Origin of the sequence: Spirosoma spitsbergense DSM 19989, from assembly GCF_000374085.1 — a bacterium.
Lineage (GTDB): Bacteria > Bacteroidota > Bacteroidia > Cytophagales > Spirosomataceae > Spirosoma > Spirosoma spitsbergense.
In genome coordinates, this window is the sequence record NZ_KB893394.1 from 1 (window position 1) to 19,678 (window position 19,678).

General features: G+C 51.8%; 24 protein-coding genes. 12 read left to right on the top strand and 12 right to left on the bottom strand.

The window, feature by feature from the left end:
* Positions 1–291 precede the first annotated feature (291 nt).
* From B157_RS0102690 to B157_RS0102700, 3 genes are all read right to left on the bottom strand, one after another.
* Positions 292–639, bottom strand: coding sequence for a hypothetical protein (locus tag B157_RS0102690; RefSeq protein WP_020601841.1), 348 nt, complete (start codon positions 637–639; stop codon positions 292–294).
* Positions 640–661: 22 nt separating this feature from the next.
* Positions 662–1,474, bottom strand: a complete 813-nt coding sequence (locus B157_RS0102695; RefSeq protein WP_020601842.1) for a PD-(D/E)XK nuclease-like domain-containing protein — start codon at positions 1,472–1,474, stop codon at positions 662–664.
* Positions 1,475–1,556: 82 nt separating this feature from the next.
* Positions 1,557–2,210: a hypothetical protein gene (locus B157_RS0102700; RefSeq protein ID WP_020601843.1), complete on the bottom strand. Its 654-nt coding sequence runs from the start codon at positions 2,208–2,210 to the stop codon at positions 1,557–1,559.
* A 252-nt stretch (positions 2,211–2,462) separates the two neighbouring features.
* Here B157_RS0102700 and B157_RS0102705 point away from each other — a divergent pair, with 252 nt between their 5' ends.
* From B157_RS0102705 to galU, 4 genes are all read left to right on the top strand, one after another.
* The gene (locus tag B157_RS0102705; RefSeq protein WP_020601844.1) at positions 2,463–2,819 is read left to right on the top strand and encodes a helix-turn-helix domain-containing protein; all 357 of its coding nucleotides are present in this window, start codon (positions 2,463–2,465) and stop codon (positions 2,817–2,819) included.
* Positions 2,820–2,933: 114 nt separating this feature from the next.
* A complete protein-coding gene (locus B157_RS0102710) occupies positions 2,934–3,416 on the top strand; it encodes a hypothetical protein (protein ID WP_020601845.1) in 483 nt (160 codons plus the stop codon).
* 175 nt (positions 3,417–3,591) lie between these two features.
* Positions 3,592–4,587: a mevalonate kinase family protein gene (locus B157_RS0102715; protein WP_020601846.1), complete on the top strand. Its 996-nt coding sequence runs from the start codon at positions 3,592–3,594 to the stop codon at positions 4,585–4,587.
* Positions 4,588–4,685: 98 nt separating this feature from the next.
* Positions 4,686–5,549: a UTP--glucose-1-phosphate uridylyltransferase GalU gene (gene galU, locus B157_RS0102720; protein ID WP_020601847.1), complete on the top strand. Its 864-nt coding sequence runs from the start codon at positions 4,686–4,688 to the stop codon at positions 5,547–5,549.
* Positions 5,550–5,646: 97 nt separating this feature from the next.
* On the opposite strand, the gene B157_RS0102725 is transcribed toward galU, so the two are convergent.
* Together B157_RS0102725 and aspS are read right to left on the bottom strand one after the other, a co-directional pair.
* The gene (locus tag B157_RS0102725; protein ID WP_020601848.1) at positions 5,647–8,631 is read right to left on the bottom strand and encodes a sialate O-acetylesterase; all 2,985 of its coding nucleotides are present in this window, start codon (positions 8,629–8,631) and stop codon (positions 5,647–5,649) included.
* Between the two features lie 173 nt (positions 8,632–8,804).
* Positions 8,805–10,574: an aspartate--tRNA ligase gene (gene aspS / locus B157_RS0102730; RefSeq protein ID WP_020601849.1), complete on the bottom strand. Its 1,770-nt coding sequence runs from the start codon at positions 10,572–10,574 to the stop codon at positions 8,805–8,807.
* 279 nt (positions 10,575–10,853) lie between these two features.
* Here aspS and B157_RS0102735 point away from each other — a divergent pair, with 279 nt between their 5' ends.
* Positions 10,854–11,096 carry a hypothetical protein gene (locus B157_RS0102735; protein WP_020601850.1) on the top strand — a complete coding sequence of 81 codons (243 nt, stop codon included), beginning with the start codon at positions 10,854–10,856 and terminating at the stop codon, positions 11,094–11,096.
* Entirely contained in the window at positions 11,077–11,511 is a 435-nt protein-coding gene (locus B157_RS0102740) for a PIN domain-containing protein (RefSeq protein WP_020601851.1), read from the top strand. The genes B157_RS0102735 and B157_RS0102740 overlap by 20 nt, the downstream gene beginning before the upstream one ends.
* A 48-nt stretch (positions 11,512–11,559) precedes the next feature.
* On the opposite strand, the gene B157_RS0102745 is transcribed toward B157_RS0102740, so the two are convergent.
* Entirely contained in the window at positions 11,560–13,035 is a 1,476-nt protein-coding gene (locus B157_RS0102745) for an amidohydrolase (protein WP_020601852.1), read from the bottom strand.
* Between the two features lie 264 nt (positions 13,036–13,299).
* Between B157_RS0102745 and B157_RS0102750 the strand changes: the two genes are divergently transcribed.
* On the top strand, positions 13,300–13,479 hold the full coding sequence (locus B157_RS0102750; RefSeq protein ID WP_020601853.1) for a hypothetical protein: 180 nt from the start codon (positions 13,300–13,302) through the stop codon (positions 13,477–13,479).
* Between the two features lies 1 nt (position 13,480).
* Positions 13,481–13,636 carry a hypothetical protein gene (locus tag B157_RS37965; RefSeq protein WP_020601854.1) on the top strand — a complete coding sequence of 52 codons (156 nt, stop codon included), beginning with the start codon at positions 13,481–13,483 and terminating at the stop codon, positions 13,634–13,636.
* A gap of 221 nt (positions 13,637–13,857) precedes the next feature.
* Here the strand turns inward: B157_RS37965 and B157_RS0102760 are convergent, their stop codons facing one another.
* Positions 13,858–14,136 carry a type II toxin-antitoxin system RelE/ParE family toxin gene (locus B157_RS0102760; protein WP_020601855.1) on the bottom strand — a complete coding sequence of 93 codons (279 nt, stop codon included), beginning with the start codon at positions 14,134–14,136 and terminating at the stop codon, positions 13,858–13,860.
* Complete coding sequence (locus B157_RS0102765) at positions 14,121–14,360, bottom strand: hypothetical protein (RefSeq protein WP_020601856.1); 240 nt, start codon at positions 14,358–14,360, stop codon at positions 14,121–14,123. The genes B157_RS0102760 and B157_RS0102765 overlap by 16 nt, the downstream gene beginning before the upstream one ends.
* 235 nt (positions 14,361–14,595) lie before the next feature.
* Here B157_RS0102765 and B157_RS37970 point away from each other — a divergent pair, with 235 nt between their 5' ends.
* The 3 genes from B157_RS37970 to B157_RS0102780 all read left to right on the top strand — a co-directional run bounded on the left by B157_RS37970 (position 14,596) and on the right by B157_RS0102780 (position 16,098).
* Positions 14,596–14,760 (top strand): hypothetical protein, encoded by a 165-nt coding sequence (locus B157_RS37970; RefSeq protein WP_020601857.1) that lies wholly within the window; start codon positions 14,596–14,598, stop codon positions 14,758–14,760.
* Positions 14,761–14,781: 21 nt separating this feature from the next.
* Positions 14,782–15,762 carry an HNH endonuclease gene (locus B157_RS0102775; RefSeq protein WP_026308438.1) on the top strand — a complete coding sequence of 327 codons (981 nt, stop codon included), beginning with the start codon at positions 14,782–14,784 and terminating at the stop codon, positions 15,760–15,762.
* Between the two features lie 96 nt (positions 15,763–15,858).
* On the top strand, positions 15,859–16,098 hold the full coding sequence (locus B157_RS0102780) for a hypothetical protein (RefSeq protein ID WP_020601859.1): 240 nt from the start codon (positions 15,859–15,861) through the stop codon (positions 16,096–16,098).
* On the opposite strand, the gene B157_RS0102785 is transcribed toward B157_RS0102780, so the two are convergent.
* The 4 genes from B157_RS0102785 to B157_RS0102800 all read right to left on the bottom strand — a co-directional run bounded on the left by B157_RS0102785 (position 16,095) and on the right by B157_RS0102800 (position 19,202).
* Complete coding sequence (locus tag B157_RS0102785; RefSeq protein ID WP_020601860.1) at positions 16,095–16,358, bottom strand: DUF2442 domain-containing protein; 264 nt, start codon at positions 16,356–16,358, stop codon at positions 16,095–16,097. The two genes, B157_RS0102780 and B157_RS0102785, sit on opposite strands and share 4 nt — an antisense overlap.
* A 372-nt stretch (positions 16,359–16,730) precedes the next feature.
* Positions 16,731–17,192 carry an IS200/IS605 family transposase gene (tnpA, locus tag B157_RS0102790; protein WP_020601861.1) on the bottom strand — a complete coding sequence of 154 codons (462 nt, stop codon included), beginning with the start codon at positions 17,190–17,192 and terminating at the stop codon, positions 16,731–16,733.
* Positions 17,193–17,362: 170 nt separating this feature from the next.
* Positions 17,363–18,520 (bottom strand): cysteine desulfurase family protein, encoded by a 1,158-nt coding sequence (locus B157_RS0102795; protein ID WP_020601862.1) that lies wholly within the window; start codon positions 18,518–18,520, stop codon positions 17,363–17,365.
* 70 nt (positions 18,521–18,590) lie between these two features.
* On the bottom strand, positions 18,591–19,202 hold the full coding sequence (locus tag B157_RS0102800) for an isochorismatase family protein (RefSeq protein ID WP_020601863.1): 612 nt from the start codon (positions 19,200–19,202) through the stop codon (positions 18,591–18,593).
* A 282-nt stretch (positions 19,203–19,484) separates the two neighbouring features.
* Between B157_RS0102800 and tnpA (B157_RS37215) the strand changes: the two genes are divergently transcribed.
* The coding region (gene tnpA, locus B157_RS37215) for an IS200/IS605 family transposase (RefSeq protein ID WP_157618281.1) at positions 19,485–19,678 on the top strand (194 nt) is incomplete at its 3' end.

Here is a 19,678-nt window from a genome sequence, read left to right on the forward strand (position 1 = left end):
AAAGGTGGTCACGAGTCGCTTATCGAGCGACTGATTCAGTTGGTTTTCAATGGGTTGGAGATACTGACGGACTTTTTGGGTGATGAAGTCGGCAGCGGTTGCATTTGCGGTTGCATTTTTTGCTGCGGTATGGTTATTTTGTTCTTGTGCTTGGCACATAATAAGGCCTCCTTTCTGGCTTTGGCGTTGTGGTGATGCTCAAAGCTAAGAAAGGAGGCCCCTTGTTGTCAACCCCCTAAAATTCGGGATGACTCATGCTTCAGAATGGTCACTATGGGGTGATTTTGGTACTCAGTCCAGCCACATGACCTGGTCGTAGGCGCGTTCGTAATCCATTTCTTCGAGGGGAACCAAATCCCGAAAGTGCCCGGTCTCATCCGTTCTGACGGCGTTCCAGCGACCCGATGCGTCGCGGAGCAGGAGCCGGTAGCCGTAGAGGGGATGAAGGGTGTCTGCGTCGACGCGATGATCCCAACCCGTTTGCAGCTCGATGGCAAAGGCAATCCGGTCCATCACGTCGGGCATCTGGTCGGTAAGGCTGTTGGCCCCGTCCAGTTCTTCAATCCACAGCACCAGCCCATCGGTGCCCCAGTCAAAGTGGAGCGGGGTGGGAGTGAGGGTTATTATGGAAGCATTCATACCGTTGTTTGTTTAATGAGGTTCAGGCACTCATCGGCCAGGCCGACGAAATAAGTGTTGGCTGCTCCTGTTCTTCGCGCCATTTGCGGAGCCAGAAGCGGTACTTCTTACGGCCATAGTCCATAAAACCCGGAATAGACGTGACATCCACCGCAAAAAGCCGGTGGGGCTTTTGTTTCATAATGCCGATGAACACAAACCGAAACTGCCGGGTGTCGCCCCACTCGCCCGTTTCGGCATGGCGCAGGCTGTCGAGGTAGAAGGCTGCCTGCCGGTCGTAGTCGTAGGTGTAACACGATTCCAGAAACTGGGCCTGGGTACGGGCCGAGGTCGTTTTCAGGTCGATGACCAGTGCATTCCGGCGTTTGGGGCTGGTGTACACCATGTCCATCCGGGCTTTGCAGGCAACCCCGGTTGTGGGTTCGGTGGATAACACGATACGCTCCCGCTCCGATTGCCGCAAATACCGCCGGCAGAAGCCATCCTGCCGGATTACCTGCATCAAGGTCTCCAGCTTCTTTTGCTGGTCTGGTTCCAGCGCATTGGCATCAGTAAGCAGGGCCGGATCGACCATATCGGGCAGCAGCTGCGCCATAACGGTACCCACCGTTTCGGGTTCAAGCAGGTGCTGATGGAAGGCCCGGCCAAACACTTTCGTCTTTTCGGTAATAAAGCGAGCCGACGGCGTTGCTACCGGGTAGCCGTTGCCATAACCGAGGTGTTCTTCTTTCAGCCGCGTAAGGTCGGAATTGGATACGCGCAGCAGCGCCCGGTACGCATCGCCGGGGCTGACAACAGGGGGTGATTTGGGCAAAGAATTCAGGGAGTGAAGCATAGACTAACGTTGAATGAATGAAAGCAGGCGTGTTCACTACTAAAGGTGGACACGCCTGCACCGAAAAAACGTGTAGACTCTCTTATCCCGCTGATAGGAGTTCCGGCTCGTCGACCGGGTTGAGGAAGGGGTTGTAATAATTCATCGCCGTTTTGGTATTGGCAATGTCCGTGAGGGTCTCCTGCCGGAATATTTTGGCCTCGCCAGCAAACTGCTTTAGTTCGGCTGTCTTTTTCTCATCGCCAATTTTGTAGGAGAACGTAGCGATGTAGTAGACGCCTTTGGGTTGCACTTTCGTGTATTCTTTCTTTTCCGCTACTGCCGTAATGACCACATCGGCCAGTGTCAGATCGTCGTAGTAGAGCGGTTCGATGAGCCGGAATATATTATCGACCGAATACCCATGAAAGAGCAGGGCCGACACGCAGTTTTTGTCGTCGATAAAGAAAATCTCCGCCCAGTTCTTGGTGCCCATATTCAGGATGTTGTCCGTAAAAATGCGCCAGGCGATGGGCTGGAACGTGAGTGTCCTTCCTAACTTCTCGGTACCGTTGATGTTGAACACACCTTCTTTTGCATCGAATCGATACTGCCGGGGGTGCCCTTCCAGGTATTTATAACGGCGGACAACTGCGTTACTGACCACCTCGCCGGTCAACTCATTTGCATTTTGGTGCGGTTTCTGGTCGTTACCGCTTTGAATTGTCTCGATTTGGCTTTTGTTTTGTGTGTTCATTAGTATTTGTTGTTTACTGTTCAAGCAGGGGACCCATTTTGTGGTCCCTTTTGCCTTTTTAAGGGCTGTGTTTACAGCTTTAAAAATACATAGTTTTATGTAATTATCAAAGTACTTTGAGGGTATTTTGGTGTTTATTTTACAGGGTAGTGTGTAAGTTTAGTATGAGGAGCGAGTAGCCATCCGGCGGTAAAAACCAGACGGATGGCTACTCGCTCTTCACTCCTCACTCCCGATACCTCCTGAAAAGACATGATTCATCTCCGTCTACAGCAACTCATCGACGCGCTCGATGTCAGTGTCCTCGAATTTGCCCGCCAGCTGGGCGAGAGTCGCGGGGAGAAAGTGTACCACATCTTGCACGGTCGGTTGAAACCCCGTTACGATACGCTCGAAAAGATTCTGGGCGCCTATCCGCAGGTTAACGGCGACTGGCTGCTGCGGGGGGAGGGGATGATGTTCAAAGTGCTCAACTCACCCTCCGCAGCCATTACCACCGAAGAGCGGCTGCGTAATGTAGAGTTTCTGCTTTTCCAGCTGAACGAACGCGTAGCGCTGCTTCAGCAAACGAATGACGCCATGCTGGACCAGTTGAATGGAAAGCGGTGAAGTGAATTTTAGCCTGAACGGACGCCCGGATCAGGGATGTTCAGGCGCACAGACTGTCAATTGGTAAACAACCCGCTTCCATTCCGGGTTATACCCAAAAAGACACTAAACGCTATGGCTACGAAATCACCATTCGACCCCGATAAAACAGATTCTGACTTTTATTCCAAAGACCCAAACCAACACGGCAACTCCGACTATGGACGCGAGTCGGGGGGCGTTGGCACCAACGAGATGACAACCAGTGGTATGGATATGGATGCCGAAAACCGGGATTATACGCACGATACCCGGGAAGCGAATATAGAAAAAGGCCGGTTTGAAGAGCCTGCTACCCAGAGCCTGGGTACCGACCAGGAATGGGATGTTGAGGCTGATGCGATCTCCGAAAAACCGAAAGGAAGGATGATGAGCGACGAAGCCGCCAAAAAACTGGGAGAAATTGCCGAAAACCCGTCCGATGATGCGTTACTGCACCGGGCCGATGCTACCTATCTGGAAGAAGGCGACGACCCGAACAAAGGATACGACCCACACAGTGTTGGCTATACCGGAGCTGACAAAGAATCAGTTGAAAAAAATGATATGGATGAGTAAGGCTGCTCAACAGCCGGAATTATACAACCAATAAAAAAGCAACGGAAAAGCAGCCGTTGCTTTTTTATTGGAACAGGTTTTCGGTATTCATCACTTTACGTCCAATTCTTTTGTAAACTTGTCACCTGATTGATTACTCCCTTAAGCCGGTGGATGAAAATTCCCCCTTTTTACTTTGCTTATTGAAACCCGCGCTTATGCCCGAGCCGGTATGCTCGGCAACCCATCCGATGGCTTTTTTGGTAAAACCATTGCCATCACCGTTCGTAATTTTGGCGCATCCGTCACCCTGTATCCTTCCCCTGAACTGAACATTGAGCCCCAGGTACAGGATACCAACACCTTCCGGAGTCTGCACCACCTGCGCGACGCCGTGAGCACGCTGGGCTATCACGGGGGCGTTCCGCTGCTGAAAGCCGCCATCAAGAAATTTGCGGAATACTGCGAAAAGGAACATATACGCCTTCCTAATCAGAATTTCTCCATCCGATACAGCACCTCCATTCCCCGTCAGGTAGGCCTATCGGGGTCGAGTGCGCTGATTGTAGCTACCTTCCGGGCGTTGATGCAGTTCTATTCGGTAGATATTCCCCTTCCTGTACTGCCGAATCTGGTATTGGCCACCGAAACCGAAGAACTGGGTATTGCGGCCGGGTTGCAGGACCGTGTTATTCAGTGTTACGAAGGGTGCGTGTACATGGATTTCGACCGGGCTACTATGGAACGTCAGGGGTTTGGTCAGTACGAACCGATTGACCCGCACCTGCTGCCTAAACTCTATATTGCCTACAACACCGACCTTGGCAAACAATCGGGGCAGGTGCATAATGATGTGCGGGCGCGTTGGCTCAAAGGCGAACCGCTGGTGCTCGAAACGATGAGTGCCATTGCCGATGTTGCCCGGCAGGGCCGCGAAGCCATGCTTCAGCAAGACACCGGTGCCCTGCACGAACTGGTCAATCGTAATTTCGACCTCCGTGCCCAGATTTACAACATCAGCGACCGAAACCGTCAACTTATCGAAACGGCCCGTTCCTGTGGAGCATCGGCCTCGTTTACCGGGTCGGGTGGGTCCATCATCGGTTTGTACCGCGATGATGCCATGCTGAACCGGTTATTCGTAGAACTCAAAAAAATAAACGCCCGCGTCATAAAGCCGTACGTAGTGTAAAACTAAAGAGTGAAAGAGCGAATGAGTGAAAGGGTGATGGTTCCGCAAACCGGCTGATACAGATACTTTCGCTCTTTCACTCTTTCACTCATTCACAAATGATAAAGAAAGCCGTTATCCCCGCGGCCGGGTTTGGAACCCGGTTTCTGCCTGCCACCAAGGCGCAGCCCAAAGAAATGTTACCCATCATCGACCGCCCCACCATTCAGTATGTGGTGCAGGAAGCCGTCGATTCGGGTATTGAAGATATTCTGATCATTACCGGTAAAGGTAAACGGGCCATCGAAGACCACTTCGACCGGAACTACGAACTGGAAACCCGGCTCGAAGAAAAGGAAGACCAGTTGTTGCTGGATGAGATGCGCCGACTGTCGGACATGGCCAACCTGCACTACGTTCGTCAACGCGAACTGAATGGCCTGGGCGATGCCATCCGCTATGCGCGTCATCACGTGGGAAATGAGCCGTTTGCCGTCCTCCTGGGCGATACCATCATGGATGCCGTCATTCCCGTGACGCAGCAACTGATTGATACCTATGCACAGTACGGCGGCTCAGTGATAGCGGTAGAGGAAGTGCCGCACGATAAGGTGAACCGGTACGGTATCGTGGGCGGAAATGTCCTGAGCGACCGGATTCTGGAGCTGACCACTCTGGTCGAAAAGCCAGCCGTGAAGGATGCACCATCGAACCTGGCTATTGCCGGTCGGTACATTCTCACCCCCGAAATCTTCAACATGCTGGAGCAGACCCCCGCCGGGAAAAACAATGAAATTCAGTTGACGGATGCCCTGCTGTTGCTGCTCAAACGTGAAAATCTGTATGCCCACCGCATCGAAGGTAAGCGTCACGACATCGGCAACAAGCTGGATTTCCTGAAAACGACCGTCGAATTCGCCCTCAAACGCCCCGAGTTTGCTACTCCCTTTCGGGCCTTTCTGGAGGAAATCCTGAAACAGTAGTCGGCAGATAAACACAGAAGAAAGGCCTGCACGGAGAAAAAGAGAGACCAATCTCTGTCAACTCTGTACAGGCCTTTCTGTTTTAGCTGGAAGAAACTTACCGCACCCGAAGCGTTATACTGGCTGTATCATCTTCGCCATTGTCATACCCATTGCCCGGTGTGGAGTCGGGGTCGGGTGGAGAAGAAGTGGCAATCTGAGCCTTTATTGTACCCGTGCTGAAGACCTGTACTGATACTGACAGGGTGCCCGAATCTCCTGCCGCAATCGAGTCAATCCTACCCGTTACGGTCTGACCGTTCACCGTCAAACCATTGGTGCTGGTTAATTGCCAGCCTGTGGGTAGCATCGTTTGCAGACCTACATTCGTGGCCGTAGCCCCTCCCCGGTTGTGTACGGCCAGCGTAACGGTAATTATCTGATTGGGTGCCACTACCAGGTTGCTGGTGCTAAGCGATAAACTCAAATCAGCTTTTGCTGGGTCGGCGGGTGGCTGGCTGGACGCAACGGGTGGGAGGGGAGTCTGGTTCGGGTTAGGCGAGGCATGAAACAGCCCGCTGGCGTTGGGTGTGCGTAAATCGACCGTCGTGGCGTCGTCCTGCCCATCGCCGGTGCCGGAACCAGGCTGGCTGTCGGGGTCGGTCTGACTGCTGGCCGTAATCTGGGCAGCAATGGCGTAACTCCCCGGTTGGGTTGCCCTGAGCCGGTAGGCAAATGGAAGTTGGTTGCCAGCCTCTATCGTACCGGCATGGATGGTAATGGCACTGGCCGAAGCACTGACGGATGATGAAGGCGTGTCCAGAAACTCCATGCCTTCAGGAAGCAGGCTTTGGGCCGTCACGTTACTGGCTGCTTCAGGCCCATCATTGGCAATGACCAGCGTGAGCGTGATGGGTTGGTTGATGGCGGGTGTCCGGGTGTCCAGGCTTAGGGCCGTAGAGAGATCGGCCCCTCCCGCGCAAAGGCTAAAAGGCGCACTGGGTGCACTGACTACGGCTGGATCGTTGGCTACCACCCGAATCCGGTACTGATTTCCTAGTGGCAGGGAAGCGGGAAAGGTAACGGTAACCGGGCTGGTCGGGCTACTGCCAATGGTCGTCTCGTTCGCAAACGAGCCGTTACTATCAGATAATTTCACGCTGAGCAGGTTCCCGCTTTTCAGGCTTCCTTCCGATACGGAAACCGACACGCTTATCGATCCACTCAGGCAGATGCCCGGCAGGTTATCAATAGAAACTACCGGGGCAACAAGTGGAATCGTTTCAACCTGGTAGAGGATATCACGCCCTCCCATGAAGATCAGATCGTACCATAAACCCGGCCCGCTACTTCCCTGAGCACGTACGGAGTACCGATAAGTACCCGCCGGTTCTATCCCGCCGTTGCCAAACGATACCGGTGGATAATTACGTACATAATTGAACCCGTCAAACGGATCGTAATCAGGCGCCTGCGACGATGGGGGGGCTACATTCCAGCCAGAGTCGCTAAAACTACCACCGTCGATGCGCTGCACGCGTATTTCTACCGGCACCGACGACTCGATGAGGGAATAAAAACCATGCGAACCAGGTTCGTACCGGTAGGTGAATCGTTTGAGGGTCGCATCGGGGGCGCCACCCAGAATGGGCTTGCGCAGAACGGGTAATAACGGACGGGCGGGAGTCGACTGGGCAATGGTGAATGACTCACTTAATGCCCCCGTTATAACTGGCTGGGTAGAACGGGTTCGGAAGCGATACCGGCCATCCGGCAGGTTGGCCGGTATTGTCACCAGAATTGGATTGTCTGTGCCGGGAGCCGACTCGTATACGGTTACGCCGTCACTGGCCCGGACCAGTTGCGCTACGTATTGGTTACCCGGTTCGTAGGGATTGGCTCGTAAGGATGCTACGGCTATCACATCGCCCTGCCGATGCGTGAGCGGTAAGGTGTAACCGCTGCTGATGATGGATGCCGGGTTGGTCGGTAGAAAGGGAACGGCCTGTTGAAAAAAAGCACTGTTGAGTGCCTGGTCCCAACTGTTCGTAAACCGGATCAGACCCGGCCCCTTCATGTGAATGCCATCCGGCCTGTTTTCCGGGCCGACAATGCTGTCGGAGGCTGGTCCCGGAAAAGTGTTAGATACATCGGTGATGATCTGGTTCTGGGCGGCAATAATAGCCGGACTGGTTGATCCATAATTATAGCTCACCCGCGAAACCATCCAGGCGATGGGATTGGCACCCACCTGCTGGCGACTCTTCTGAATAACGGAAATGAGGTTGTTGTAATAGGCTTGGCCACCAACGCCATTATACGCATCAGACTCGCCCTGATGCCAGAGCACGGCCCGCGCACCGGTACGGGAAACATAATGCAGCAACACTTCGCCCAGCCGACGATAAACAGCTGATTGGATGGTGGTACCCATATCTCCGGCGGCTCCCTGGGCCCATTCTGCACTACTGGTACCGCCCAGGGCAGCCCCCAAAAATAAGACCGGTACGTTTAAACGCTGTACCAGCTTGTCGCCCAGCATGCTCCATAGGTGGGCCGGCTGACTGGGACCAATGGAAGTGCCTTTGGTGACATGGCTAAACTGGAGCGGTAATAACTGATCGCTCAGGCTATCCTGCTGAAAATCTACGCACGATACCCGGTCTTCTACCGATGATTCGACCGACTGAAGATTGCCATACACGTTGGATTGACCCGCTACCACAAACACTTCGCCAACGCCCACCCGCCCGACCTGCGTTTGGGCCACTACGGCGTTGTTTGCCCACGCCCGCACATCCAGTCGATACCAGCCTGCTGATACGGTTACGTTACCCGAAAAAGCGGAAGACCCCTCCAGAAAAGACAACGGAGTCCAGGCGGTTGTACTGCCCTGACCAACGACCAACGGAATAAAGCGGGCCTCGACGCTAGTGGCCGATGCGGGAGCCGTACCCATTATGGTAACGGACGCTTCATTGGTCAGACTGCGCTGAAAAACCATACGGGACACTGGACTGGTAATGGTAAGCTGTGCTATTGATGGCAAGGAAAGTAACAGCAGGAATAAAAGTGCTGTAATCTGCCGCGAGGTGGAAGTCATATAGGTTGAGTATAGGTGTTATATGCTATGACCATCTTACAAATTGTATGCCTGAGTTAGATACGTCAGTTCGTCTACACCTGATCGCTGACGGCTTTACAACGCTCAAAAAAAGAGCGGGCGGCTTGTGTGAACAAGCCGCCCGCTACCTTCCGTGAATCGATTGTCAGTATTTACTTCACTACCGTTCTAATCTTCAATTCATCCAGTTGCTTATCGGAAATGACAGAGGGTGAATCGATCATCACATCGCGGCCGGAGTTATTCTTGGGGAAGGCAATAAAATCCCGGATGGAATCGGCCCCTCCAAAGAGGGAGCAGAGCCGGTCGAAACCAAAGGCGATACCGCCGTGCGGTGGTGCGCCAAACTCGAATGCGTCCATCAGGAATCCAAACTGCGCTTTGGCTTCTTCATCCGAAAAACCCAGAATGCTGAACATCCGGGCCTGCAGGTCGCGGTTGAAAATCCGGATCGAGCCACCACCAACTTCCGTGCCATTGATCACTAAATCATACGCATTGGCCCGAACGCTGCCCAGGTCGGTGTCCAATAGGGGAATATCTTCCGGCTTGGGCGACGTGAACGGGTGGTGCATGGCAAACCAGCGACTGTCTTCCTCACCGTATTCCAGCAACGGGAAGTCGAGTACCCACAGCGTACTGAATACATTGGGGTCGCGCAGGCCCAACCGACTGCCCATTTCCAGCCGCAGCTCGCCAAGTTGCTTACGGACTTTAGCCGCATCGCCGGACATGATCAGCATCAGGTCGCCGGGTTTCGCCTTAAAGTGCGCGGCCCAGCCTTTCAGGTCTTCTTCTGAATAAAACTTGTCGACGGACGACTTCAGCGTGCCATCTTCGTTGTAGCGCACATAAATCAGCCCTTTGGCGCCAATCTGCGGGCGTTTGATCCAGTCGGTCAGCTCGTCCATCTGCTTGCGGGTGTAGTGTGCGCAACCGGGAGCGTTAATACCAACAACCATTTCGGCCGAATCGAACACCCCGAAGCCTTTCCCCGAGGTCATATCTATGGTATCGAAGGTGCCTTTGAGTTCCACAAACTTCATATCGAAACGGGTATCGGGCTTGTCCGAACCGTAGAACCGCATGGCATCGGCGTAGGTCATGCGGGGTACAGTGGCCATGTCGATACCTTTTACGGCTTTGAACAGGTGACGAATCAACCCCTCGAACATGTTCAGGATATCTTCCTGCTCCACAAACGACATTTCGCAGTCGATCTGGGTAAACTCCGGCTGACGGTCGGCGCGGAGGTCTTCGTCCCGAAAGCACTTCACAATCTGGTAGTAACGGTCGAATCCCGATACCATCAGCAGTTGTTTGAACGTCTGGGGCGATTGGGGCAGGGCGTAGAATTCACCCGGATTCATGCGGCTGGGCACCACAAAATCCCGCGCCCCTTCGGGTGTTGATTTGATGAGAACCGGCGTTTCGACTTCAATAAAATCCTGTCCGTCCATGTACACCCGGGTTTGCTGGGCCATCCGGTGGCGCAGTTCCAGACTCCGTCGAACGGGGTTCCGGCGGAGGTCGAGGTAACGGTATTTCATACGGAGGTCATCGCCCCCGTCGGTTTCATCTTCAATCAGGAAGGGCGGCAACTTGGCCGGATTCAATACCTCCATCGAACTGACTTTCAGTTCGATGTCGCCGGTAGGGATGTTGGGGTTTTTGGATTTTCGTTCGATAACCGTACCCGTAGCTTTTAACACGAACTCGCGACCCAGCGAGCGGGCAATGGTAAACAGTTCGGGGGCTGTCTGCCCGTCTTCGAGCAGGAGTTGGGTAATGCCATAGCGGTCGCGGAGGTCAATCCAAAGGACTCCCCCCTTGTCGCGAATGGTTTGTACCCAGCCGGTCAGGGTAACGGTGGTGTCAGCGTTGGTCAGGCGGAGTTCTCCGCAGGTATGCGTTCTGAGCATTGGTAAAGAGCGAAAGAGTGAATGAGTAAAAGAGCGAATCAGTAAACAGGCGGCCATACACCAGTCACTCATTCACTCTTTCACCCATTCGCTCATTAAAATGTATGCCGCAAAGGTAGGTGGTTTGCTGAAACCCGGCTAATCACTCTTACACTCTTTCGTTCTTTCACCCTTTGAAATGTGTGGGGAGTTTGTCGGTTTAGTCTGACACCGTGCTTAACTGATGCATCACGTTTGCCCGGAAAGACGTTATATTTGACTAAACAAGGTATCGGGACAATGAGCATCACCATCGACATCGACGATCAGCTACTGGCGGACTTAGGCCGCGAAGAGGTAGAGCGGGAGTTCAAAAAAGCCATCGAACGACTGGAACTCCGCAAACTGGCCCGGCAAATGGCCGAGGACCTGAAGGATATTGACCTTACGAACGATCCCGACTGGCAGAAAGCCCGCGAAGCCGCCTGGAGTGAGTATAGACAACGCAACAAACTAGCCGCTGATGGAAGCCGACAGTACTGATTACGTGCTGGATGCCAACTTGATAATGAGCATACTGATTAGTGGCAAAGCATATCATCGCGAGGTATTGACCGAAACGCGCTGTTGTTCTATTGATTTCGTTTTTGATGAAATAAGCAAGTACGAGGCTGTTATTCAGACGAAGGCGAAGTTGTCGAAGATCAGTTTGCAGCACTTTGTTTTTGATATTTTCAGCCTGATTACGGTTGTTCCATCATTCGTAATAAATGATGAGGATTGGCAGTATGCGGCAAAAATTTGTCAGACGATAGACAGTAAGGATGTTGCATACGTAGCACTTAGTAAGGCAACATCCTTCCCCCTGGTAACCCGCGATAAGACACTATATACAGGATTACGCAGGAAAGGTTTTCGAAGCGTAATCCTGTTTGATGATTTTCTCGGCTCGATTTGACGGCTATCCACTCCGTGAACACCACTCTTTTACCCTCAAGCCCACGCATTATTTCCGGTAATCCAGTGCTGGCTTGCGGTCGCCGAGGAGGGCTTCGTATTTAAAGTCGCCCCCGCGTTTCTGCTTCCACTCGGCCGTTGCTTTCTCGATGAGGGCGGGGGTTTTGAACAAATCCAGGGCGGTCAGGGCCAGGGTTTTGGCTGCTACCAGCATCCCTTTCTGCCCGATGCTCATGCCACTGGCCGCTGTCGATTGCCAGCTATGGGCACTCGAACCGGGTACCCATGTAGCCGTGGACAGGCCGACTGTTGGTACGGCCCAGCTGACATCGCCCACATCGGTGGAGCCACCACTAATAGCTCCTTCCGACGCATCGCGGAAGTCTTTTACCTCAGACGCATTGGTGATGGGTACTTTCTGATCGCCGAAGGTTTCGCTGATCTTCTGGGCAAATGCCGTTTCTTCGGGCGTGTAGTTGACGCCCCCCACGGTTTTCAGGTTCTGGTGCATCACCTCAGCCAGCGTTACGTTGGGCAACAGGTCATACACACCCCCCAGCACTTCCCAGGTTACCTGGGTACCGGTGCCCTGGGCGGCTCCCTGGGCGGCACTCTCGATCCGTTTCCATACGCTCTGGACAATAGACCGGTCTTTGTTGCGCACGTAGTAATACACTTCGGCATTGGCCGGCACCACGTTAGGCGCTTCACCCCCTTTGGTGATCACGTAGTGAATGCGGGTATCGGAGGGGATGTGCTCGCGCATCATGTTGACCATAAAGTCCATCGCTTCCACGCCGTCCAGCGCCGACCGGCCCCGCTCGGGTGAGGCCGCTGCGTGGGCGGCAATGCCTTTGAACCGGAATTTGGCGTTTTTATTGGCCAGAGACGTACCCGCATCGGCGGCATTCTGCGCACCGGGGTGCCAGTGCAGGGCCACATCCACATCGTTGAACAGTCCCTCGCGCACCATATACACCTTCGCCGAACCACCCTCTTCGGCCGGGCAGCCGTACATCTTTATCGTACCGGAATGGCCCGACGATTTGAGCCAGTTTTTTATTTCTATCGCGGCCGCCATCGACGCGGTGCCAAATAGGTTATGGCCGCAACCGTGACCCCCTTTTTGCCCGGCAATGGGTGTGAATTCAGGTTTTGCTTCGGTAGCCAGACCGGGCAGGGCATCGTATTCACCGAGGATACCGATAACGGGTTTGCCCGAACCAAACGTTGCGACGAAGGCCGTGGGAATACCCGCTACGCCCGTTTGCACGTCGAAGCCTTCCTGGCGTAACTGTTCTTCCAGCAGGGCCGAACTTTTCTCTTCCTGGTAGCCTAGTTCGGCAAAGTTCCAGATCTGTTTCGAGATACCGGCCAGATCGGGGAAGCGTTTATCCAGGTCGGCAAGAATCATTTTTTTGTCGGGGTCCGCTGCTCCTGTGGATGCCGTCACCTTTTTTGGTTTAGACTGCCCGAGGGTTAGGAAGGGAATTAGGAAGAGTACTGTAAAGATTTGTGTTTTCATTCTAACTTATTTGGGTATTGAGGTTGCAAACCGATAAAAATACGGGAAAAAGGGGAGTTAGCCAATTGGCTGGCTTTTTCAGACAGGCAATAGCGATTTTGAACCGGAGCACGGTATCCGTTCCAACCGGCTCGGTCGCCCACCGCTGGTATGATTACCGGTAAGCTATTTGGCAGCAAAAGAATCTAAAACCTTATTGATAGACAACCGATTGGGTTTTGTAGGAATAGTCTATTTATTTTTTACTTAACATCGAATTTATCAATGGGAAAACTCGCTAAAGGTGCCGAAATCGCCATCTTCCTATCGGCCATCATTCTAATTTTCATTTCAGAATATCATTACGTCTTCCTGAAAGATCCGATCAAAGCGATCTTCCTCGGGCTTTGGCCTCCGACCATCCTGCTTATTCTGATTTATTTCAACCTCAAAATCAAAAAATAATATGGGAAATCAAGACGTACTATTTTATAGCCTGGTGGTCGTCAGCCTGTTTGTCATACTGGCCTGGACGACATACGTCGAGTTCCGACGGATGAATCGAAACAACTATACCGGTAAGGAGCGCGATGCCGACTGGGTTTCGCCGGAAGATGTCTAACCAGGCCACTCATGGCGTGAATGACTACCCGATTAGGGAGTCAATAGTTAGGTGCACAAGACCCGCAACCTGGTTTGGTAATACATTGATAGAAGGTGCCCATTGGAAAGGGTAATAGCAGCCACATCGGTAGAGGTGTGGTTTTTGCATGTTAAATCTGTCCGGGTACAGGGAATGCCATTTTCCCTTTACGAATATACCCATGCGGTTAAACTGGTGCACTACCCCCGACGGTTATCTACTATGTTGAGAATGATTACCTGCTCACAGATAACAGCGTAGTAAATAGTATTATAGGGCGGGAGAGGCAGTTTACGAACGGCTGGCAGAGTATCGAGTCGACGACCAACGAACGGCATCTGCTCCAGAATACGCAGTTTACCGGCGATGGAATCGGTAAAACGTTCGGCTACATCGAATGGAAACGTGTCCAGTAAGTAGTCGGCGATAGCCCGATAATTCTCTTTGGCATCGTCGGCCCATACTATCTGGTGAGCCATGTTTTTGCCTCATTAATGACATCATCATGTGGGGTAATCCGCCCCAACTGCGCCGATTGCAGTGCTGCCTGTAATTGATCCAGAAATTCGGGAGATTCGGGCAAGGCCACCTGACGCTGTCCAACAAATTCATTGACGGTCAACAACAGGTCCCGCACGTCTTCTACGTCTTCAAGACGATCAATCTGTTTGTGCAAAATTTCCTTGAGATCAGTAGCGGACATGGTATTATTTTTATCGATAACTGTGTAGACGAATAAATCGCCGTAAGCCGGTCAAGATCAGCCAACAAGGGCTGCGCTAAAGAATAATCATTATAAACAGGACAATATTACTCGTAGCAAGATACAAAATTATACCTGACCGCACCGTAAATTGTGGCATCTTCGTCAGTTGATTAGCTGGTAAAAGTTTACTTTTCCGGCTTATCATCCTACTTTCGTCAATACCACTCCTGCCATGTCACTCAAGCTCCCGTTCATCGAAGACGAAATCATTGACCAGTACCTCTACGATGATAATCCGCGTCCGTGGACTGTTGGTTTTAGTGACGGTAAAGGCAGCGCTATGCTGCTACAGGTGGTTTGGAATGTGCTGTGGAACGGCATTTGGAAAGATATATAGCAAAGTGAAAGATTACCATTAATGCCTGAAACGATACTTCAATACTTCATTTACGCCCTCTCGCATTTGCATCGGGATATGAAAAAGGGCGGTGCGCCCCACAAGCCCATCTTACTGCTGAGCATTCTCCACGAATACGAATCAGGCCGCATAAAGACCAACCGAATTTATGTTACGCCTGAGTTAACGCATTCATTTTCTGTATATTGGAGTAGATTAGTAGAAACCGATCACTCGATTAGTTTTGCAATGCCATTTTATCATATGCACAATGAAAAGGGCAACTGGTGGCGATTAATCGCTAATCAGGGTTGCGAAATCTGGCTGGAAAATAAGGGTTCGATGAAAAGCTTTGGTAATCTTACCGCAGCCATTGCGTACGCTGAACTAGACCCAAACCTGACTAAACTGTTGCTTGATAAAGAAACACGCGAAATTTTGCGGCATACGCTGTTAACAACCTACTTTCCAAATCGACAAAGTCAGGCTGATATCCAAGAGGATGATTATGTATCTGGCTTGCGTGATGAAATGGTTGAAGAAAGTCCAACGGAATACAAAGCCAAAATTCTCAGACTAAAAACCCGTCTCGACCCGGAAACTTACCAGGTCGAAGTATACAACCGGGGAACTGTCTTCCGACGGGAGGTAGTGAAGATTTACGATGAAACGTGCTGTATTTCAGGTTTACGCGTATCGGCAACGTTCACAATTACAATGGTTGATGCTTGTTACATCGTGCCTTTTGCTACAAACTTTGATAATAACATGACCAATGGTATTGCTCTGTGCCCAAATCTACACCGTGCGTTTGACCGTGGATTGATTGGCGTTGATAATGATTATCGGGTTATTCTTTCCAAAGCTTTTACCGAAAATGAAAGCAGCCTGTTTAGCTTCAAACAAATTGAAGGTCAAAGGATTAAATTGCCTAATGATAAACGGTTTCTGCCATCATTAAATGGGTTCGCCTGGCATCGAAAGCATACGTTCAAGCATTAATATATCGGCAGTTTTGCTCGCTCATCGGCTACTGATCAATCAGGACAAAGCTTCCCCGAATTTCGTTATCTTGCCAACAGTCAACCGCATACGATTATGAACCCGCCTGTTGATTTAGAACAACTTATAACAGAAGGTATCAGGGGTTTACCACAAGCTTACCTCAGTGAAGTGGCTGATTTTGTGGTATTCGTAAGGCGTAAAGCGATGGAACAGCAACCTTATGATGTAGAAACGATTCAGCGCGAATTGAGCGGATTAGCTATGCATGAGCAGCGGCATCTGGACGAAGAGTTTCAGGACTTTGATCAACAGTTTCCCAAACAGATAAGTTAATACACCGCGGGGCCCACATACCCTTGATGCAATTGTGAAACGGGGAAAAGCAGGTCCCAGTCTTTGCCCCAAACAACATTGCCTCGCTCAATACGGAAGCGTTTAAAATTGGCCAGCTTACGATACCTGTTGTGCTGAGGGTGTGGGTGTTTTAGCAGGAACGAGCCAAAATCAACCTCCTGCGATGTGCCATCGGAGAAACTTAACCGCAGGCGGTATTCGCCGGTATGTTCAGCTTCGGTAATCGCCAGTGTTCTCATCGTTGTGTCTTGTCCCTACGGGACAACAAAAGGTTTTGGGTTTGCATTTTCTACCGTAACGACGGCCCGGCGACGTTGCGCTGTTGCGTCCCTACGGGACAAATAAAACGGGCTGACATTTCTTCTACCGACGCTGCGCTGTTGCGTCCCTACGGGACAAATAAAACGGGCTGACTTTTCTACTACCGACGCTTCACTGTTATGTCCCTACGGGACGAATAAGACGGAGGTGTTTTTTATGCCATGATGATGGTCAGGCAGTGCTGCGTAACGAGAACATTGCTGACGTACCGTCCCGTAGGGACATAACAGCCAAAGGCGTCGGTAGAAATGAGATAGCTCCCACCTTCTTCGTCCCGTAGGGACGAGACATTATTCCAACGGTTTGAATATGTATTGCTCTTCATAATCAATATCAAACACGTCTAAAAACCGACGATACTCTTCTAAAAACGTTCGTGTTCGGTGATGCTCTTCCTGGTCTTCAATGTATTGTATCACGGCCGGTAGCTGACTTTTACCGTACGAAAAGGCTCCATAGCCTTCCTGCCAGGCAAAACGACTACCCGTTAATCGGTTGTCGTTGACCCATTTTGATGAATCCTGCTTGAGTTGCTGCATCAAAGTAGAAACCGATTGGGTTGGGTGCATACCTATCAGCAAATGCACGTGGTCAGGCATGCCGTTTATGATGAGTAGTTTGTGGTTATGGTTATGGATAATACCCGTCATGTAGTTATAGAGGTCGTATTTCCAGGCAGGTGCAATGACGGCCGCCCGATGTTTAACCGCAAACACGAGTTGAAGGTGGATTTGAGTGTAGGTGTTGGGCATGGATGGGGGATCAATCTGTTTAATGAAGGGTGTTGTCCCTACGGGGCAAATGAAGGAGACTGCAACGTTTTTCTACCGACGCTACGCTGTTGTATCCTTGCGGGGCAAATGGAAACAGGTGGGCATTTCTTTCTACCGACGCTGCGTTGTTATGTCCCTGTAGGACGAAATTACACCAGTGCCCGTAACTCCTCCACAACACCCCTTACGGCATTTGCCGTAGCCACCACATCGGCTTCGGTGTTGAATCGGCCGATGCTGAAACGCAGGCAGGAAAAGGCTTCCGTTTCGGTCAGGCCCATGGCCAGTAACACATGCGACGGGTCGATGCTGGCCGCTGTGCAGGCTGAGCCGTTGGATACCGCGATACCGTCCAGGCCCATAATCAGCGCGTCGCTGTCGCAGTGTTCGAAATAGATATTGGTGGTGTTATACAACCGATGCTCCCGATTTCCGTTGACGCGGGTGCCGGGAATGGTGAGTAACCGGGTTTCTAACTGGTCGCGTAACGACCCTAATCGTTTGGTATCCTGATTCATCTCTTGTCGGGCCAGTTCTGCCGCTTTGCCCATGCCCACAATGCCCGGTACGTTGAGAGTGCCACTCCGCAACCCCCGTTCGTGCCCTCCGCCGTGCAGTAAAGCATCCAGTTTAACTTTTCCGGGTCGCCGTTGGCGCACAAACAGCCCGCCAACGCCTTTGGAGCCGTAGAATTTATGGGCCGAAAAGGCTAACAAATCGACGCCAAGGGCATCGACATCAATCGGTAGTTTCCCCACCGCCTGCGTGGCATCGGTCATGAACAGCGCACCGGCTTCGTGGGCCAGTTTGGCTATTTTCTGAACCGGCTGAATGACGCCGGTTTCGTTATTCACCAGCATCACCGATACCAGAACCGTGTCGGGGCGGATAGCCGCTTTCACGGCCTCCATATCCAGCAACCCCGCGCCGACGCTTCGGTCCGGCTGAACGGGTAGGTACGTGACTTCGTAACCGTGCTTCTCCAGATAGTCGCATACGTCCAGCACGGCTTTGTGCTCGGTTTGTACCGTAATGATGTGTTTACCCCGATGCTGCTGATTTTCTACAACGCCTTTGATTGCCAGATTGATCGCTTCGGTAGCTCCCGACGTAAATACCAGTTCGTGGGTTTCGCAACCGAGTAAATCCGCTACCTGCTGCCGGGCGGTCTTCACGGCTTCGTGGGCCGATACACCAAAGGGATGTGTACTGGCTGCGTTGGCGTAGGTGTCCGTCAGGAATGGCATCATGGCCTCCAGCACCCGAGGGTCGAGTTTCGTGGTAGCGTTGTTGTCCAAATAAATCATACAGTAAAGATACGGGGGATACGGCGTCCTTCATAAGGTAAACACGCAACAACACCCCCGCTTTTCACGGCTATCCGTTTGGGCTGGCTAATGGTAATTGAGCAATGATTTCGTCGGTGGTGGCCAGTTCGCCGATGCGGGGAAAAATGTAGGTCAGGCTGTTCTCGTGGGCAGCCGCTACCGTATCGGTCATGGCATCGGTGGCGAAGGTGATATTATACCCCCGTTCGTTGGCAGAACGGGCCGTTCCTTCTACGCCAATACTGGTAGAAATGCCCGCCAGTACGATGCCCGTTATAGTCCGTTTCTGAAGTTCCTCGTGGAGGGAGGTGTTGTAGAATGCGTTCCAGGTTTCTTTCGTAATCCGGATGTCATCCGAATTGGGTTTGATGGGGTCAACAAGGTCGAAGAAGCCAGAAGCCTGCATGTTCTCCTGTGCCTGTTTCTGTCCGTCGGCATCTTTGGGGAAGTTTCCTTTTTCGGAGCGTACGACAGAGGCCGGTGCCCCGATGGGTTCTACATGTACGACTACCACCTGACGTTTCGCCCGGTGAAAGGCCTTTTTTAGCCGGGCGGCATTCTGGATGATCGTCTCCGTTGGATGCGCTTTGCCATCTGTCGCAATTCCTTTTTGCAGGTCGATAAGAACAAGCGCCGTTTGGGTGTCGAGGGCCGTAAGCATAGCGATAAAGCTGATTAGTGTTTAGGTTTATAACCGGTAAAGCGAGTAGCCTGTTTCTGAAATCGAACTGGTAACGGTAGCGGGGTGACTACAGGGACCTGGGTTTTTCATTATGTGACAAAAGAGGAAAAAGTTGCAGGAATTGCAGACCGTGGGCGTTATTTGTGCGAAGAATAAACAAGTCAGGTACCTGATGCCGTTTTACTTTTCACGTACGCTAGTTCAAGCTATGCCCTTTAGGGCAAGACTTTAGTTGCTACTCATTTTTGGTAGTTTTGCTTGATGAAGCAACAACGGTCTGGTAGCCATTCGGTTTATAATTTGCAGGTCCATTTGGTGTGGAGCACTAAGTATCGCTATCAAGTGCTAACGGGTGATGTGCAGTTACGTTGCCGGGACTTATTGCGGCAAACCTGCAATGTATTGGATGTACAGATTCTGAAGGGCGTTGTGAGTAAAGACCATATTCATCTGCA

Bases quoted from the DNA above. Each gene is read 5' to 3' on its own strand.
- B157_RS0102690 (WP_020601841.1), bottom strand. From the start codon at position 639: ATGAATGCTTCCATAATAACCCTCACTCCCACCCCGCTCCACTTTGAC.
- B157_RS0102695 (WP_020601842.1), bottom strand. From the start codon at position 1,474: ATGCTTCACTCCCTGAATTCTTTGCCCAAATCACCCCCTGTTGTCAGC.
- B157_RS0102700 (WP_020601843.1), bottom strand. From the start codon at position 2,210: ATGAACACACAAAACAAAAGCCAAATCGAGACAATTCAAAGCGGTAAC.
- B157_RS0102705 (WP_020601844.1), top strand. From the start codon at position 2,463: ATGATTCATCTCCGTCTACAGCAACTCATCGACGCGCTCGATGTCAGT.
- B157_RS0102710 (WP_020601845.1), top strand. From the start codon at position 2,934: ATGGCTACGAAATCACCATTCGACCCCGATAAAACAGATTCTGACTTT.
- galU (WP_020601847.1), top strand. From the start codon at position 4,686: ATGATAAAGAAAGCCGTTATCCCCGCGGCCGGGTTTGGAACCCGGTTT.
- B157_RS0102725 (WP_020601848.1), bottom strand. From the start codon at position 8,631: ATGACTTCCACCTCGCGGCAGATTACAGCACTTTTATTCCTGCTGTTA.
- aspS (WP_020601849.1), bottom strand. From the start codon at position 10,574: ATGCTCAGAACGCATACCTGCGGAGAACTCCGCCTGACCAACGCTGAC.
- B157_RS0102735 (WP_020601850.1), top strand. From the start codon at position 10,854: ATGAGCATCACCATCGACATCGACGATCAGCTACTGGCGGACTTAGGC.
- B157_RS0102740 (WP_020601851.1), top strand. From the start codon at position 11,077: ATGGAAGCCGACAGTACTGATTACGTGCTGGATGCCAACTTGATAATG.
- B157_RS0102745 (WP_020601852.1), bottom strand. From the start codon at position 13,035: ATGAAAACACAAATCTTTACAGTACTCTTCCTAATTCCCTTCCTAACC.
- B157_RS0102750 (WP_020601853.1), top strand. From the start codon at position 13,300: ATGGGAAAACTCGCTAAAGGTGCCGAAATCGCCATCTTCCTATCGGCC.
- B157_RS37965 (WP_020601854.1), top strand. From the start codon at position 13,481: ATGGGAAATCAAGACGTACTATTTTATAGCCTGGTGGTCGTCAGCCTG.
- B157_RS0102760 (WP_020601855.1), bottom strand. From the start codon at position 14,136: ATGGCTCACCAGATAGTATGGGCCGACGATGCCAAAGAGAATTATCGG.
- B157_RS0102765 (WP_020601856.1), bottom strand. From the start codon at position 14,360: ATGTCCGCTACTGATCTCAAGGAAATTTTGCACAAACAGATTGATCGT.
- B157_RS37970 (WP_020601857.1), top strand. From the start codon at position 14,596: ATGTCACTCAAGCTCCCGTTCATCGAAGACGAAATCATTGACCAGTAC.
- B157_RS0102775 (WP_026308438.1), top strand. From the start codon at position 14,782: ATGCCTGAAACGATACTTCAATACTTCATTTACGCCCTCTCGCATTTG.
- B157_RS0102780 (WP_020601859.1), top strand. From the start codon at position 15,859: ATGAACCCGCCTGTTGATTTAGAACAACTTATAACAGAAGGTATCAGG.
- B157_RS0102785 (WP_020601860.1), bottom strand. From the start codon at position 16,358: ATGAGAACACTGGCGATTACCGAAGCTGAACATACCGGCGAATACCGC.
- tnpA (WP_020601861.1), bottom strand. From the start codon at position 17,192: ATGCCCAACACCTACACTCAAATCCACCTTCAACTCGTGTTTGCGGTT.
- B157_RS0102795 (WP_020601862.1), bottom strand. From the start codon at position 18,520: ATGATTTATTTGGACAACAACGCTACCACGAAACTCGACCCTCGGGTG.
- B157_RS0102800 (WP_020601863.1), bottom strand. From the start codon at position 19,202: ATGCTTACGGCCCTCGACACCCAAACGGCGCTTGTTCTTATCGACCTG.